This is a genomic window from Cupriavidus basilensis, from assembly GCF_000832305.1.
GTDB classification, from domain to species: Bacteria; Pseudomonadota; Gammaproteobacteria; order Burkholderiales; family Burkholderiaceae; genus Cupriavidus; species Cupriavidus basilensis_F.
The window spans coordinates 2,090,394-2,105,337 of sequence record NZ_CP010537.1 but is presented as its reverse complement, the minus strand read 5'-3'; the positions used below and the strand labels follow the sequence as shown (position 1 = coordinate 2,105,337).

The 14,944-nt window shown below is 57.8% G+C and carries 10 protein-coding genes and 5 pseudogenes; 4 read left to right on the top strand and 11 right to left on the bottom strand.

Translation table 11 applies throughout. The annotated features are described in order from the left end of the window. Positions 1–336 precede the first annotated feature (336 nt). Complete coding sequence (locus RR42_RS40095; protein WP_137924358.1) at positions 337–1,089, top strand: hypothetical protein; 753 nt, start codon at positions 337–339, stop codon at positions 1,087–1,089. A 907-nt stretch (positions 1,090–1,996) separates the two neighbouring features. Here the strand turns inward: RR42_RS40095 and RR42_RS30025 are convergent. Further along, complete coding sequence (locus RR42_RS30025) at positions 1,997–3,730, bottom strand: SAVED domain-containing protein (protein ID WP_224039289.1); 1,734 nt, start codon at positions 3,728–3,730, stop codon at positions 1,997–1,999. Here RR42_RS30025 and RR42_RS30020 point away from each other — a divergent pair. Further along, positions 3,678–3,896: pseudogene (locus RR42_RS30020) on the top strand (transposase domain-containing protein); the annotation flags it as partial. The gene RR42_RS30025 and the pseudogene RR42_RS30020 sit on opposite strands and share 53 nt — an antisense overlap. Positions 3,897–3,911: 15 nt before the next feature. Here the strand turns inward: RR42_RS30020 and RR42_RS30015 are convergent. The 3 genes and pseudogenes from RR42_RS30015 to RR42_RS41830 all read right to left on the bottom strand — a co-directional run bounded on the left by RR42_RS30015 (position 3,912) and on the right by RR42_RS41830 (position 6,771). After that, on the bottom strand, positions 3,912–5,138 hold the full coding sequence (locus RR42_RS30015) for a hypothetical protein (RefSeq protein WP_043355374.1): 1,227 nt from the start codon (positions 5,136–5,138) through the stop codon (positions 3,912–3,914). A gap of 322 nt (positions 5,139–5,460) precedes the next feature. After that, positions 5,461–5,598 (bottom strand): annotated as a pseudogene (locus RR42_RS41835) (transposase); the annotation flags it as partial. 27 nt (positions 5,599–5,625) lie between these two features. Beyond that, complete coding sequence (locus RR42_RS41830) at positions 5,626–6,771, bottom strand: sterol desaturase/SRPBCC family protein (protein WP_043355372.1); 1,146 nt, start codon at positions 6,769–6,771, stop codon at positions 5,626–5,628. A gap of 165 nt (positions 6,772–6,936) precedes the next feature. Between RR42_RS41830 and RR42_RS30005 the strand changes: the two genes are divergently transcribed. Continuing rightward, a complete protein-coding gene (locus RR42_RS30005) occupies positions 6,937–7,851 on the top strand; it encodes a LysR family transcriptional regulator (protein WP_043355370.1) in 915 nt (304 codons plus the stop codon). A gap of 586 nt (positions 7,852–8,437) precedes the next feature. On the opposite strand, the gene RR42_RS30000 is transcribed toward RR42_RS30005, so the two are convergent. The 5 genes and pseudogenes from RR42_RS30000 to RR42_RS29980 form a co-directional block, all read right to left on the bottom strand. Then, positions 8,438–9,460, bottom strand: a complete 1,023-nt coding sequence (locus tag RR42_RS30000; RefSeq protein ID WP_043355368.1) for a LacI family DNA-binding transcriptional regulator — start codon at positions 9,458–9,460, stop codon at positions 8,438–8,440. A gap of 124 nt (positions 9,461–9,584) precedes the next feature. Continuing rightward, the gene (locus tag RR42_RS29995) at positions 9,585–10,217 is read right to left on the bottom strand and encodes a tripartite tricarboxylate transporter substrate-binding protein (RefSeq protein WP_231108945.1); all 633 of its coding nucleotides are present in this window, start codon (positions 10,215–10,217) and stop codon (positions 9,585–9,587) included. 121 nt (positions 10,218–10,338) lie between these two features. Beyond that, positions 10,339–10,781, bottom strand: a pseudogene (locus tag RR42_RS29990) (transposase); the annotation flags it as partial. Positions 10,782–11,002: 221 nt separating this feature from the next. Further along, a complete protein-coding gene (locus tag RR42_RS29985) occupies positions 11,003–11,464 on the bottom strand; it encodes a group II intron maturase-specific domain-containing protein (RefSeq protein ID WP_224039293.1) in 462 nt (153 codons plus the stop codon). A 28-nt stretch (positions 11,465–11,492) separates the two neighbouring features. Then, positions 11,493–11,855 (bottom strand): annotated as a pseudogene (locus RR42_RS29980) (IS5/IS1182 family transposase); the annotation flags it as partial. A 215-nt stretch (positions 11,856–12,070) separates the two neighbouring features. On the opposite strand from RR42_RS29980, the pseudogene RR42_RS29975 reads away from it, so the two are divergent. Then, positions 12,071–13,081: pseudogene (locus tag RR42_RS29975) on the top strand (IS110 family transposase). Positions 13,082–13,663: 582 nt separating this feature from the next. On the opposite strand, the gene RR42_RS41825 reads toward RR42_RS29975, so the two are convergent. Together RR42_RS41825 and RR42_RS29970 are read right to left on the bottom strand one after the other, a co-directional pair. After that, positions 13,664–14,002 carry a DUF5615 family PIN-like protein gene (locus RR42_RS41825; protein WP_373424146.1) on the bottom strand — a complete coding sequence of 113 codons (339 nt, stop codon included), beginning with the start codon at positions 14,000–14,002 and terminating at the stop codon, positions 13,664–13,666. Between the two features lie 259 nt (positions 14,003–14,261). Further along, the gene (locus RR42_RS29970; protein ID WP_043355366.1) at positions 14,262–14,909 is read right to left on the bottom strand and encodes an IclR family transcriptional regulator; all 648 of its coding nucleotides are present in this window, start codon (positions 14,907–14,909) and stop codon (positions 14,262–14,264) included. Positions 14,910–14,944: the final 35 nt, after the last annotated feature.

The window sequence follows — 14,944 nt, the reverse complement described above, 5'->3', positions numbered from 1 at the left end:
GTGGCTGGGGAGGTTTCAAATTTGTTGGGCGCCATTTTTACTAGTCGCCTTAGATTTTGTCCCGTTTGTTTGGAGTCCGGATATCACTCGATCTGGTTTCAGTGTAGCAAGTTAGCGCGATGCCCGATTCACAATGTTGATATACATGATCGTTGCATGAAGTGTAGTAGCCTTCTCTCCGATATAGGTATTTTGGAAAACTTCAGAGAGGCGCTTCATTGTCCGGTATGTCACTGTGCATTATCGGGGGCGCCCCTTAGTCCAGGAGTTTTTGTCGAAAGCTACCTCCACGAACATCGAACCCACGTAAAAATATATCGACAAGCATTCTCTACGTTGAATGAGTGGGTAGAGGATGTCTCCGCTCGCGGTGACAGTTGGATCGCCTACTCCAACGTCGAAATATGGGCCGCGGATGCGGAATGTGCCTTTGCGATTGCATGTGCGCTGGCAAAGCCTCCGGAGATATTGGAACGGCCATCATGCAACGGCGTAGCCCTGTTCTGGCAACGACATTTGGCGGGAAATATGTCATTCGTGCCTTTGTTTACTATTAGACGGCGCGAAGACGAGCTTATACGCGTTGTCTATTGCTGCACTTTGCGGCTTCTGCGTTCTTATGCTGCGGGTATTGCGAGCTCCGGGAGGGTTCCGCTGAAGCAATTTGTCGTCTTCAGGAAGGGCGACGGAATACAAGTCAGCACAGGGGATGCACGAGTACAGGCCTACCTGCTGCTACGCTATTTTGTGGAACAACCTGCCAATAGTGTTATCGCGCTTGATTCAGCAGTAGAACAGGTGTCGCCAAGTAGAGATTTGGGATGGTTTCTCTCCAGGGACGAGAACTCGAGAGCATCGACCCGAGCAGGAATTCTATTGGCGTATGCGACAATGCATCGTGCGATTCGAGAAGCAGCGACCTCCGGATTTGTGAAATGGGATCGTCTGATCGAACTGGTACAAGGTGTCGTCATGGCCCATCAATACTCGGAGACTGTCGAGCGGGGAGTCGTAGTATTCCGGATGCCCGTGGGAATGCCTTTGGCTCCGTTTCGGCCTTTGCCGAATCTTCCCCGCATTTCTGCGTAAGAAATCTGAAATCGGGCATCGCACGGTGGTGGTCGGAGTCATGCGCCAACTCGCCAGCAGCGAAAGCACCTTGAAAGCGGGAAAGCCAGCACGCCCCTTATGATCCCGAGAGGGCGTGGTCGGACCTTCAACGGGCCGATATTTGAGGCTGTGTGGCCGAAGGAAGCACAGTTTAGACGTCCGGCCGTTTCTCATGAACTCGCCGGGCTTTGCGTCAGTGCCGCTGCAGCGTTTCGAGCTTCCTTGGCGGGTATCCGCCATCACTTTGTTTTCGTTGGAGGCAGGCTGGAACGAAAACTAGTTCCGGAGGTAGCGAATGTCACCCGATCGGCAGCGATGTCTTGCCTCGAACTGTTATGGATTCTGTGCGGGCCAGCTTCTCCAGGGCATACCGACCAGTAGGCCGAGTGCCCGATCAACTCTCGGCAACTGACCCAACGTTGGACATTGATCGGCGCTTTCAATGGCTGGAACGCCGCCGCACGCTCCAATACGAGTGATTCTAAGAAAGCTGACGGTACATGCGACGTGAGCCACTCCGCGTACGCGCTGGTTGCGCTAGCGTAATTCGTATTGTGCAGAGCCGGTCCAACCCTGTGCATGGGAGCACGTGCGATACAACTTGTTGCCTCGGATTTCATATTGAGGAACTGCGCTCCAGCTGTCTGCATGCGACACGGTACGGTACACCTTATCGCCACGGATCTCATACTGAGGCAGGCCAGTTCAACCGCTAACATGGGACACCGCCCGGTAGACCTTGTTGTCGCGAATCTCGTATTGCGGGAGGCCAGTCCAGCCATCGACGTGGCTCACCGTTCGGTAGCTTTTTGCCATCACTTTCGCCAGATATGTCCCACACCAAAGCCACATCGGCCCAGTCATTCGGCAATGCCTGACGCGCGTGCTAGGTCGGGAGCGTCAGGGAGGCTTGATAGCCGCCGCCAAACGCGCCCTCGAAGTCATACTCATACAAGGTTGTTCGTCCCATACCCGGCTGACGCTGGCCCAGGAAGAACGTAAAGGCGTTGGGCGCCGCAATAAAAATATGCATTGGAGGTTTCACGTCCTTCCGCTCCATATTGATGCGCTGAACCAAGGCTTCGGCGAGTTCGAAAGCGTGCCTGCCGCTTGCGACCGACTGCGCTCCCGATCCGCACGACGGTTTCGCGACTAATAGCTTGCTGACGCCAGGCAAGGCGGTGGCAATATAGCCGCGCACCGCGTCGGGAATATCGTGGGTGAGCGCAACAGCCACGGCCATCTCTCCTGACTCTGACGTCAAGTCTTCCACTTCAAAGTTCCACGTCGGCCAGTCTGGATTGGTGAAAGTGTCCGTCGCGCTCCAGCTTTGCCGGTCGATCGTACGCTGCTCGATTTCCACGTGCCGTCCAGACTTGATGTTGACGACGGACCCAGCGGCAAACGCCAGCGTCAAGTGGGCGTCTAGCGCCAGGAGTAACGGTTGCGGTTCGCGCGCCGCGTCAATGAGAAAGCGCTTGAGCGCGGGGTACAGGTTGCCGGTCCAATCTTGCTGGTCGCGAATGGCCCGATCGTTGAAATACGGTATCAAGTCCAGGACGGTGCTGCATCGTTCCTCTAGTCGGTCGAACGCGTGCTCGAACGACTTGACACCCACTAGTGTCCTTGGAGAGTTCCTTTTCGCAAACAGATTCTCGCGCTGGCAGGCGTCCCGAAAGGTGTCCCGCGTGAACTCGAGGCGACCCTGGGCGAGCCATTGGAAGACGATGTCGTCATACCGGAAGCTACTCTCGTTCAGCGGTATGCGAAGCAGTCCCCGGTTCTCGAAGTGCATGTCCAACAGTTCGCGGAGGTCATCCAGCGATGTGGAGTCGGTGTCGAGCGAAAGCGTGCGGGCCAGTAGACGCAATTCGGCATCGTCGATGCCCAGATGTTCCCGCCACAGTTTCCGGATCCGGCCTGTCGCCGACGCATCGGTCTTCGTGCCAAACAACTGCTCCAGGCGAATGGCTTTGTGACGCTGATGGATAAGGGGTCGGAGCGGGTCGGTCTGCGCGATCCGCCAGTTGGTTAGCAATTTGAATCGGACCCCGATCCCGTCTTTCGCGTGGGCGTGCTGAGCATTTCGGGCCCGCTGAAGAAAGGAAAAACGATTGGCGTTGATCCACTCGGGATCTATGAGGTCGCTATGTCCGAAGTCGCTTACCGAAACGTGCCACTTGCATTGCGTGTACTCCCGCAGGATTGGTTTTCCTTCTGGGTCATTTGGTGCACGGCTGGGGTCATATTCCACCCATACGTCGTCGAAGCCTTTGGGACCGGATTCGAAACCCACGCGAATGACGGGGCTGTTAGGGTCAAGCAGGCAAACGGCCTTGCGCCAGAAAATCCGGGCCTGGAAGTTGTCGCCGTCCCGACGCACAGGCGCTTTAGTTATCGGCAGTCGATAGCTGACGCGCGGCGGGACATGCATCCGCATCGATGCCGTAGCCCAGCAAATGCAGGGCCGCGGCATGGATCGACGCGTGTTCGTTCGATATAGCTCCCGCGAAGCTTCCATAATTGCGAACTTACGATAATTTCGATTATGGAAGGGCTTCCATAATCGAAAGGCATGGCTCTTCGCAGACACCGTGGCCGGCGCCAAGGCAAGCGCCATGATCTATAGCCTGATGCTGACGTGCCGGGCCTGTGACGTCGAGCCATATGCCTATCTGCTCCACGTGCTCACAGAGTTGCCACAGCGAACGCCAGACGCCGACATCAGCGACCTGTTGCCGTTCAGCTTCGCCCCGCCGAAAGCCGCCCCGCCGCATCCTGCCTGAATACGCTCGTCGCACTCAAGGTGTGCCGAAACTGGCGCTTACGATGGGCAAGCCCTTTCGATGCCGGGCGCCATAGTTGACCAACGTAGACGCGTTGCTCCGCAGGTACCCGCAGACCTTATCTAGATTCCACCACAGCGTACTGAATTCATACCCCGCTCTGGTCAGGAGCTGCGCGTCCAATGCCTTGATGCGCTCCAACGCTTTGCGGCCCTTGCCATGCCACGCGAGCCACTTGGCGTGCGTGATTTCGGTCTCTATCGACTCTCGTTCCAGTGAATCGATAACCTTACTGCCGAACACGGAACGCTGCGCCGCTTTGAACTTCATAGCGATGTGGAACCAATCGAGAATCCTGCCGCGTGCGAGCTGACTGCCCCGGATGGTCTTCTCAAATTCACCGGCGTCGTCGCTGATCACGGTAACGCGCTCGTCGGTCGCCACACCGTTTCGAGTGAGAAATTGATCCAGCCGCGCTACTGCCGAGGTAACTTCCCGGTGCACATAGGCATAGAACTTTGGCGGCCTGTCGGTGAACGTCGCTCGTCCAGCGATGAGGTTGACATGTCGGCCAAGGCCCCTCACCGAGTCGCAATGCCGCAACCACGCCGAGTCAACGCTCACGGTCGCGACATGGCTGGATTCGCGAACCTGGACGCCTCCGTCGAAAGGGGGCAGCTTCGCAATATCACGCTCGATGTCAGCGTCGAGTTGCTTTCCGATAGCACGAATCCGATTTCGAGTGCCGCTGAACGAAATGCCCTTGTCCAGAGGCAGTATTTCCTTCAGCATCGCCGTGGCCTGCCGATATGGCAGATGGCTTGCCCACTTCGCCTGGAGGTATTCCAGCTCTGGCGTGGCGCGATTAGTCAGCGCTTTAGACAAGGGATGGATCACGGATCGTGGCGTCGGCACAGTCCGTTGGCAAGCACACGACCACAGCCTCGGACTGTTCACCATCACCTTGCCATACACCGTGCGCACCACCGTCGAGCGCTGGTCCTTGTGGCTCAAAGCCGCCCCGCAACTCCTGCAATGAGTCTGGCCCGAAAGCCATCCCGCGACTTGTTTCGAAACCAGCTCGGTCTGAACCTTGGCCAACAGCGAGCGGCCCTCCGCGAGGGTCAGGCCCAGATCCGCAAGACTACCGTCACGGCGCTCGATCACTGCCAAAACGCCCTCACCGGCATGGCCAATATCGCTGCCCTCGTCCGCCAACCTGGCTTCGATGATCAACCGCATGGCTTGCTCCCACCGTTGCGATACCGATCAGCCTAGTTCACATACAACCGGCGCGGTGCCTAAGCGGCACTTTCTTGGTGTCCTCCCCAACCTTTGCACGCTCTCCAACGGATAGCGAGAAGATGTTGTTCGAGCGTGAGAAACGCAAATACAATGCGATGCATAGGCCAGTCTGTTCTGGTTGTCGTGTGGCGCCTGGAAAACATCGCACGATATCAGAGCAGTACTGGCCTTCCTTATGTCCGTTGCGTCTCGCGCTGATTGCGGAGATGTTCAGAAAATCGCCCCAGCCGTTCGCGGGATAAACGGCCCTCCCCAAACCTCAGATTGCGCGGGACGTAACAACCCGCAGCCGCAGAAGCTCGATATTGGCGCGGCCATACATTTGGCGCTTGAGGAGCTTGAGCCTGTTGACATGACCCTCCGTCTGGCCATTGCTCCATTGCAGCCTGACACGCGCGGTGGAGCCTGCATGCCCCCATGCCCTTCATGTCGCCTGTTTGGAAGCACAATCCGTTTCTGCCGCGGGAAGAACACTCTCGGAGACGCTGCGCAGCTTGTGAAGCAAGGCAACAGAGTCGCGCTCAATTCGCTTACGCAAAACCAGCCGATCAGCCATGCGGGCCACCACACTGGAAAACCGATACTCCAGCGTCCGCACGAAGCGCGTGCCAGTGGCTGTGCCGATGCACTCATACGTGACGAACATCTCAAGACCCCGGTTGCCACGGGCCCGGGTTCGCCAGAGCCGATCCGGAAGACTTTCCACGACTTCCCACTGCAACTTGCCTGCACGGCCGCCGACGTACGCAAAGTGGCTCCCAACCGGCAGCGACCCTCCCTGCCCGGTGATCGCTACGTGGTAAGGATGCCACTCGTGCCAACGAAGCGGAGTACTCACGTAGGCCAGTACCTGGCTTGGCGTCCGGGCGATATCAATGGAATGCTGCATCTTGACGGTGGGGACCAGGCTCTCGCTTGCTTCTTCGGGCTCCCAATGAAGGGTTCCATAGATCCAGTCCCACAGTGGAAACACTACGGCGAAGTTCTTGGTCTGCATCAGGTCACGGCGGTGATGCAACTCATGCAACCGCCGCATGTGGCGAATCCACGGCAGGCGACAGATCGGATTCTGCGGCGGGAGGTGCTCGCAGGCATGAAAGATCTCGTAGCTGAGATAGCCGCCCAGTAGCGTGGCGGCAAACAGCGCAGCGACGTTCGCATTGACCAGGCCGATGATCGACCAAGCGAGCAGCGCGCCAATGCTGTAGACAACGATCAGCCATGCCGGGAACAGAATCACCCGCCAGTCCTTGGCGAACTCGTAGCGCATCTGGTCATCTGCGAAAAAACTATGATGGTCGCCCGTGTGGCGCTGGTAGAACGCCTTCGCGAATCGCTTCTTGTTGTGCCCGAGACCCTTATGGGTGCGGTACTCGCCACTGCTGTAGAAAATTAAGGTGGCCGGCACAGTTAGCCACTCCACCGCGCTGACGTGGTCCAACTTGTTCAGCAAGAAGAGGATCAAGGTCACGCCGAAAACAAGAACGAAGCCAGCATGCAGCCAGGGGTTGTAGTAAGGCGAAATGTTCGCCCGGTATTTCTTCCGGAAGGTTTGGGTATCAAAAGACATGATCGGCTCTCAAAGACTGTTGCGCTGTCGGGCTCGCGATACGTGGCCAGTTCCGCCAAGCCCCCGCGGACCTTTCTGACGTCTGGCGCCAGTAGGTCGCTTGGTGTTGTAGTCTATTGGTGCGATCATTTTCATTCCAATGGATATTGATGATGAGAATTATTGATGAATCAGAATTTGCAGCAGATTGATCTCAATCTCCTCTTCGTGTTCGACATGCTGATGCAGGAGCGCAACCTGTCACGCGCGGCCGAGCGACTGCACAAGAGCCAGCCGGCGGTGAGCAATGCGCTCAGTCGTCTGCGCGAGCAACTGGGGCAACCTCTTTTCCGCCGTACCGCTAAGGGACTCGAGCCCACTGCCGGGGCGATGACGCTGCACGTGCCGGTACGGCAAGCCCTGCGCTTGCTGCAGGCAGGGCTTGCCGTTCAAGAGAGTTTTCAGCCGGACACGGAGCGAACCTTCCGACTGTCGATGAATGACTATGGGCAGCTACGGCTGTTACCGAGCCTGATGACCCGGCTGATGGCGCTGGCGCCGCAGGTGAAGCTGCAGGTACTGTCGGACGAAGGTGCCCTGATCCCGCAGCGACTGGCCAGCGGAGATCTGGACTTGGCGATTGATTACCTGTACTTCGACGACGCCGATTTGCTCTACCAACCGATTCACGAAGAGCGCCTCGCAGTTATCGGCCGACCGGGCCACCCTGCATTCAGGGAAGGCCTCGACAAGACGGCGTATCTGGCCGCACAGCACGTCTCGCTCTTGCCGCGAGCCGGCCGCGGCAGTCCGCTCGAGATCGTCCTGGGCTCGGCCAAAGTGCAGCGCCATGTGCAGTTGCAAGTTCCGCACTACCTGACCATTCCAGCCATCGTCGCCAGCACCGATTTGCTGGGTACCGTGCCCTGGCACTTGGCCAGGCATTTCGTGCACAACTATGGCTTGCAGCTCGCGGAGCTTCCTTTCGAAACGCCTGCGGTGCAGGTCAGCTTGATATGGCACCGTCAACAACAACACATGTCTGGTCTGCAATGGCTGAAGGAGCAAATTGCGCAAGTTGCACAGACCGAATCGAGCTGATGTGGCGGGCCTCATTGGGCTGCCTGCGCGATGGATCTTTGAATCCATAGTGGCGCTGCCTGCGCTGTGTCGGGAAATCGGGCGGCGCGTTCGAGCCCTGCAGCCGCACCAATAAAATCAAGGGTTTACAGGGGTTTTCCTGTAAACCCTTGTGCATTTTGCGGTCTATGTAACCGCCATGTAACCCGATTGGATCGCCGCGATCCATCTGGAACCATGTCCTGCCTGCGCCTACAGTTGCTTCGTGCCCCATTTGCTCGTGTGGCACATAGGTCTCGCGCGATAAAATCCTACCCACTGCATCAAAGGGGACCGGGGTCGTGTCACAAGCAACAACGCCACAAGAATGCGTCGCTGCCGCAAGGCAGCTTTATGCCGTTTTGAAAGGGCATCTCGATCGTCCAACTTGCACCAGCAGGATGTGCGGAATTCCCTCGTGAGGCGATGGGCCTCGATGGAAGACCGTTCAACGTCATCGACCGTCAGACCAAGGCTCGCGAAATCATGCGGCTATGGGAAGCCTTGGGACGATCAGGACAGTAATGCATGATGGCAAGGTGTTGCACTTTTGATTTGAGGCCGCCATTTATTGTCGAGGTGGCGCAGTACTTTCGCGAATTACTAGGTCAGGCTCGAACTCGGTCTGGATGTTTTTGGCTCCTCCTTCGATCTGCTCAATCAAGTTGCGCGAAGTAAGCTCGCCAATCAGAACGGGATTCGAGTGCACTGTCGTTAGCGCGGGTGTTACCAGTTCCGCCATCTGCCAGTCGCCGAAGCCTGTGACAGAGATGTCGCTCGGAACCGAAAGTCCCAATGTGCGGCACTCCGCGATCGCCGCCACAGCAATGAAGTCATTGATGCATATCAGGGCGGTCGGCTGTTCCCGATGCAACAGCAAGTCCTTGCGCTGCAGGCAGACGCGCACCGCTTGTCGCACAGCAGATGCATCGTAAGGGGTCGGAAAAATGCGGTTATCGGGTAAGGAAATGTCGTTCTCGCTGAGGACGTCTCGGATCCCCAGAAGCCGTTGAGACGATAGAAACTGAGTTTCGAGAGGACCTGGGAGCACTGCAAACTGCCGGTGTCCTTGTTTGACTAAGTAGGTGGTTAGCCTGCGCATAGCCAAGCGGTTGTCATACCCCACCGTCGGATGCATCCCTTCGCGGTCCACGGCCCACATTAGTACATACGGGATAGCGTGCTTGTGTATCAGCGAGAAGACTTCGGGATGATGTTGTGAACCGATTATTGCGATCCCGTCCACTCTACGCTCCAATAGGGCGCGGGCGCAGCGCAATTCGGTCTCACTGTCGTCCCGATGGCAAGTCAACAGAACGGTATATCCAAGCCGGTCGAGCTGGGCCTCCAAGGTATCTACTGCTTTGGCGTAAAGTTCATTCATCAGTGTCGGCGCAATTATGCCCACCGATCGCGTGCGCCCCTGACGTAGTTCGCGAGCCGCCGAGAAGGGAACGTAGTTGAGGCTTGCAATAGCGTTCTGCACTCGCTCCAGCGTGTCAGGTCGCAGCCTATCCGGCGATGTCAGTGCACGGGAGACTGTTGCCGAGGAAACGCCGGCGAGGAGGGCGACTTGCTTGACATTCACCATATCGGGTCAGATGTTATCTTCAGCCGGAATGACGGCCGTCTGCCATCCATTGTAACGATTGGTAGTCGAAAGCAGTTCCCGTCGTTGGAGGGTTCCCGAAGACGGATCGACATCCCTGGTGAGGCTAGTCGAGCCGGACCTTTGCTGAATCTGCCACTCGCTTCCACTTCGAAACTTCGGCGCGAAGCAACGCATTGAACGCCTCAGGCGTGCCGCCTGCGATCTGCGCTCCTTGAGCCATCAGCTTGTCGCGGACCTCCGGATCCTGAAGGGCTTTGTTGAACTCGCTGTTCATCTTAGCAATGATGGCCTGTGATGTCCCGCTCGGGACCATGAACCCGCCCCAGGAAACGGCTTCGTAGCCGTTTATCCCGAGTGCTTCATCTACCGTGGGCACATCGGGCAGTGACGGTAATCGAGTCTTGCTCGTGACCGCGAGCGCCCTGAGCTTTCCACTCTTGACTTGCGGCATTCCCGCGAGCGAGGTGGGAAGGGCAACATTGATCTGCTGACCGAGCACGTCTGTGAGCGAAGGCGCGTCTCCCTTATAGGGAACGTGGTTCATCTTGACGCCAGCCATGGTACTAAGGAGTTCCCCGGCCAGATGGCTGCCCGAACCATTGCCGGCGCATCCAAAGGTGATCTGCCCTGGCCTAGCCTTTGCCATCGAGACTAGTTGGCGCAGGTCCTTTATTGGCGAATTTGCTGCTGTGACGATAATGAGCGGCACCGTTGTCACTAAGGAATTGCTGATCAATGAGGTTTGCGCTTGATGTTGCACAAGCCAAGGACTTCAGCTTTCGCAATCCGGGAGAGATGGGCCGATTCAAGCCGTCTTTCTCGCGTTTCGCACCTTTCCTGGTCGCGCTTTTGCGCGCTCAGGACGGATTGCTCCCCTCTAAGGACAACAACAGCCTCCTGGCGAACACCAGATTCGCCAAACCAAACAGGCTGAACAACTGCGCCGTGTTCTTGAACAGGCCCTTGTAGCGAACCTTGCGATGACCAAACAGATTCTTGATAACGTGGAACGGATGCTCAACCCGCGACCGAATCTGTGCCTTGACCCGCTCGACGGCGATCAGCAAGTCCTTGACGGCTCCGTCACACATCGCCTTGATCTTGCCGCGCTTGACGGCCACCTGCCACTTCACGGTCTTGCCTTGCATCTCCTCGCGCTTGTCCACGCCCGTGTAGCCCGCGTCGCCAAACGCATGCTCCTCGTGGCCATGCAGCAAGGCATGGGCCTGCGACACGTCCGACTCTTGGCCGCTGTGCCCACCACGCTATGCACCAGCCCAGAGGCCGCATCCACGCCGACGTCGGGTAGCAGCGGCGCATTTCTGCGCCACTGCCCCCTAAGGTAGGGTCGAGAACTGGCGCGCGCACCTTCAGGTGCCGGTGGTGATTCCACCGCTTTCGCGATGGCCCGCAATCCGGCGACCATAGTCACGTTTCCAACTCCCGCCACGTCAAACGCAGCATGCGGTTTTCCCGCACTACGCTTTCCTGTTTGCTTCATGTCAAGGTATATGGGACCTATCATGCCGGGGCCGCTTTCGTCGATGGTCGACGACGAACCCGATAGCCGTTGAACAGCTTCAGTTCGTCATAGAGCCACCGCCTACTCCACGTCTTCCAGCCGAAGCCCCGACGATTCCGGGAGCGCTCCAGATGGCGCCTGACCTTCTTTTCCACCCAGTCCTGGATGAAGCTGAAGCACTCACTGGAGTGTCCGACCGCGAAGTAGTTCACCCAGCCACGTAGCACCGGATTTATCAGTTGCACCACCCGATCCACCGGCTGCGACTGGTATCGCCTGAACACCTCCTTGAGTTTGCGCAGCAACGCCGTGCGTTTCTTCAACTTGGGCGTATAGTGCGCTCGCCACACCTGTCTCTTTATGCTGCGCAATCGACGGAAGTCGAATCCCAGAAAGCCAAAGCTCTCACCGCAGTCCAAATCCACCGTGCGACTCTTCTCTTCATTGACCTCGACCTGCAACTTGGCAAACTCTTCCCGAAGCCGTCGGCTTTCGCGTCAGTTCATGCTCGACGAGCAGGCGGCGAAACTTCAGCAGCGTGGTCGCGTCTGGCACCGCCTCGACTGCCAGGTCGATCCCGGCAAACGCCCGCATCGCCATGCTGTCGTACAGCGCGTCTTCCAGTGCCTCGTCCGACAGCCCGTACCACTGCAGGAGGAAGTAAATGCGCAGCATCCGCTCAAGGCCGATCGGCGGCCGGCCACGTTTGCCCTTGGGGTAGTACGGCTCGACCGCCGCAATCAGGCGCGCCCACGGCACCACGCTCTCCATCTCCGACAGGAAGCGCTGGCGGCGCGTCACACGCTTCTTGCCGTGACTTTCCGCTTCCGCAAAACTGATCTGTCGCTTCATCACAGGACCTGAATCATGGACACGCTCATGACAACGCGCTCACCCAATGCCTCGATGACTCGCGCACTGATTTAATCAGATGGTATGGACGCCTCCCCCCGGCAACGGGGCGCCGCTTACCTGCAAGAGTAACTGTAAGGGTCCTCGCTGCCATGGCATCCCTATGCCAAAGTGGAGGTGTCGATTGCAAACGACCCTGATCGGGACGATCCAAAATGAAGCTTACCGTCATCGGCATGGATATTGCCAAGCATGTCTTCCAACTTCATGCGGTGAATGCCAACACCGGTGAAATCGAGCGCATCAAGTTGAAGCGGAGCCAGGTCACCGACTTCCTTGCTCAGCGGGAGCGTTCACTCATTGCCATCGAAGCTTGCGGCAGCGCCCACCGTTGGGCACGAGAACTGCAGAAGCTCGGCCACGAAGTGAAGCTCATCTCTGTGCGATCGGTTCGTCCCTTTGTGTTGCGTAATAAAACCGACGCTGCCGATGCCAGAGCTATCTGGACAGCAGTCCAGCAGCCCGAGGCGCGGTTTGTTGCGATCAAGAGCGAGCAGCAACAGACCATTCTGGCGCTGCACCGCATCCGGGCTCAACTGATGAAGTTCCGGATCATGCAGACGAACGCATTGCGCGGCTTACTCTATGAGTTTGGTGAAGTCCTTCCGGAAGGATCTCGGGAATTTGCCGAAAAAATTTCTGGTGCGCTTGCCAAGATCGCGAATCGCTTGCCAGCCATACTGATCGACAGCCTACGAGAGCAATGGGCACGCGTGCAGGCAACCGACAAGGAAATCGCTGTGCTGGAACGTCGGCTCAAGGTTGCGCTTTGCGACAATCAGGAATGCCAGAAGATCGCTGAAATTCCTGGCGTGGGGCTGCTAACCGCCACGGCTGCGGTGGCTGCGATCGGCGATGCCAAAACGTTTCGCTCCGGGCGTGAGTTCGCTGCCTGGTTAGGCTTGGTACCGAAACAAACGGGCACCGGTGGTCACGTGCGCCAGCTTGGCATTAGCAAGCGAGGTGACACCTACCTGCGCACCCTACTCATACACGGCGCCAGATCGGTGATCATCAAAGGCGCATGAACCGCCTGGCTCGACGGATTGCTTCAGCGACGTCCTTTCAATGTAGTGGTGGCTGCCGTAGCCAACAAACTCGCCCGGACCATCTGGGCGGTGCTAGCAAGGGATACGAGATACACGGCACCCGCCATGGCTGCATAGCCAGGTGCGTGGCCCGCCTGAACTGACTTCTTCTCAAGGAGCGCAAGCATTGATCGCATGATGGCTAACAGGTTGGACCGGGGCGAGGAAAACCCGATAGGGAATGTGAGCAGCAACGCTCGATGATCAGATGAGGACCTCGCCAGCGAATTCCATATGGGCCAGCAGGCTGAGCGGCCTGCACAAAAGGGCCGGACATAGGCGTGCTGCCTTCACCTGTCGACCACCATGTCAATCGGCTTGCAATCCGGGAGGCGTCCACATAAGGCGATTCCCTAGTGACGGATCGCGCCGCAGCAACTATGACAGTTGTGCATCGCCAGAACACCGGGTTGTCGCGCCATCATCAGTACGAGCACGCTGACAACCAAGGTGGCCGCATTGATCTGGAGTATCGGATGCGGGCTCAAAGTACTGGCTACTGAGCGGCCCCAGATCTCAATGCCTTTACGTTGACCGCCAGCCAAAGCGGCAGTGTCGCAGACACCACGCATCAGAACAGCTTCGAAGATTGATCCTGCCCGGCAACTTTCATGTCGCAGAATCGTCTGCGTAGCTAGGTACGCCTCCGCTACTCCCAAATTAGGGCGTCATCTCCTGGATGCAGCTTGATGCGGGTTTCAACGTGCGTTCCTTCGGCGCGAGTATGCCTGCGGACGGTCCATTCTCGATCGTCTGTTGCGAAGATATTGGCGCCAACATGGGCGTTGCCGTACGGGGCGTTAGTATGCGCAAGTGATCTGCTAATGCGATTTCCAGCGTCCCATTGCCAGTTGCAGCTAGTAGAACGACCACGCCTGGGTTACGGTGAAATGGGAAGCGCTGATCATCCAAGAAATCAGAATCGTGCGTCAGTATGATGCGTCGCGTTTCACAAGCCGTCGCGAAACTGGCCTCGTCGGCGTGTCCAATGAGCGCCATGCTAGGGTAAGCCGCCTACTTTTCCGATGAGAGTAAGGCGTCCGGGCCAGCCCTTGCGCCCGCAGCGCTCGTGCCGCCGTGATGCCGTGATGCCGTGATGCCGGCGGCGGGTGTCCCGACGACTACGATGTGCTCACGGGAAATCATCAGAGATCCTCGTGAACCTCGATTGCAAGCGCCGGACAGATCCCAGCGGCCAAGCGGGCAGATTCGTGTTGATCAGTCGACGGTTCCGCACCCGGGGCGATGAGCGAACTCCCTACGCTGGCCCCATCCCAACAAGCCTTGAGACCATCGCTGCGGCATTCTGAAGTGTTGGAATGATTTCATTCTCGATCCTTTCGGGTGTCGCCTCGGCTGGCGATGTGGAAATCCCGATAGCCAGCTGGCGGTTGCCAACCCGAGCAAGCGGGACTGCAACTGAGATCTGATTGCTCTCTGGATACTCGACCATCGCCCATTCACCGACCCCGAGGGTCAACGCCTGTGTGAGCGCGCTACTTGGAGGCAGGATGCTTCCAACCCGGAGATTCATCACCACGAGGCGACGGCGTTCCGCGAGTGCCATCGCCCTTCCAATAATGATCACCCCGTCGGGGTTCGCTTCACCCAGGTTGGATGTTCCTGCGTACGTGTCAGCCAGTTGCTGGAGCATCTGCTGAACCGAGTCTGTCACTCCCAAACTTTCCAAAGCAGCAAAGCCGATTTCGAAGACTCGGGTAGTCAAGCGCCATTGGTTGCCCTCGCGCGCGACATATCCCTCCTCCTCCAAAGTCAATAGAAAGCGCAGAACGGTCGGGTGCGGCAGGTCTACGGCACGCGACAACTCCGCCAACGTAGGTCGCCCGTTCTCTCGGAAAGCGCGCAGCACCGCTAGACAGCGTTGGATCGATCTATTATTCTTCATTCGTACACCCTGTGTACCGCTAGTTCACCTAGTGA

Excerpts from the sequence above, each read along its gene's own strand:
- RR42_RS30025 (WP_224039289.1), bottom strand. The coding sequence starts at position 3,730 with ATGGCGCTTGCCTTGGCGCCGGCCACGGTGTCTGCGAAGAGCCATGCC.
- RR42_RS30015 (WP_043355374.1), bottom strand. The coding sequence starts at position 5,138 with ATGCGGTTGATCATCGAAGCCAGGTTGGCGGACGAGGGCAGCGATATT.
- RR42_RS41830 (WP_043355372.1), bottom strand. The coding sequence starts at position 6,771 with ATGTCTTTTGATACCCAAACCTTCCGGAAGAAATACCGGGCGAACATT.
- RR42_RS30005 (WP_043355370.1), top strand. The coding sequence starts at position 6,937 with ATGAATCAGAATTTGCAGCAGATTGATCTCAATCTCCTCTTCGTGTTC.
- RR42_RS30000 (WP_043355368.1), bottom strand. The coding sequence starts at position 9,460 with ATGGTGAATGTCAAGCAAGTCGCCCTCCTCGCCGGCGTTTCCTCGGCA.
- RR42_RS41825 (WP_373424146.1), bottom strand. The coding sequence starts at position 14,002 with ATGGCGCTCATTGGACACGCCGACGAGGCCAGTTTCGCGACGGCTTGT.
- RR42_RS29970 (WP_043355366.1), bottom strand. The coding sequence starts at position 14,909 with ATGAAGAATAATAGATCGATCCAACGCTGTCTAGCGGTGCTGCGCGCT.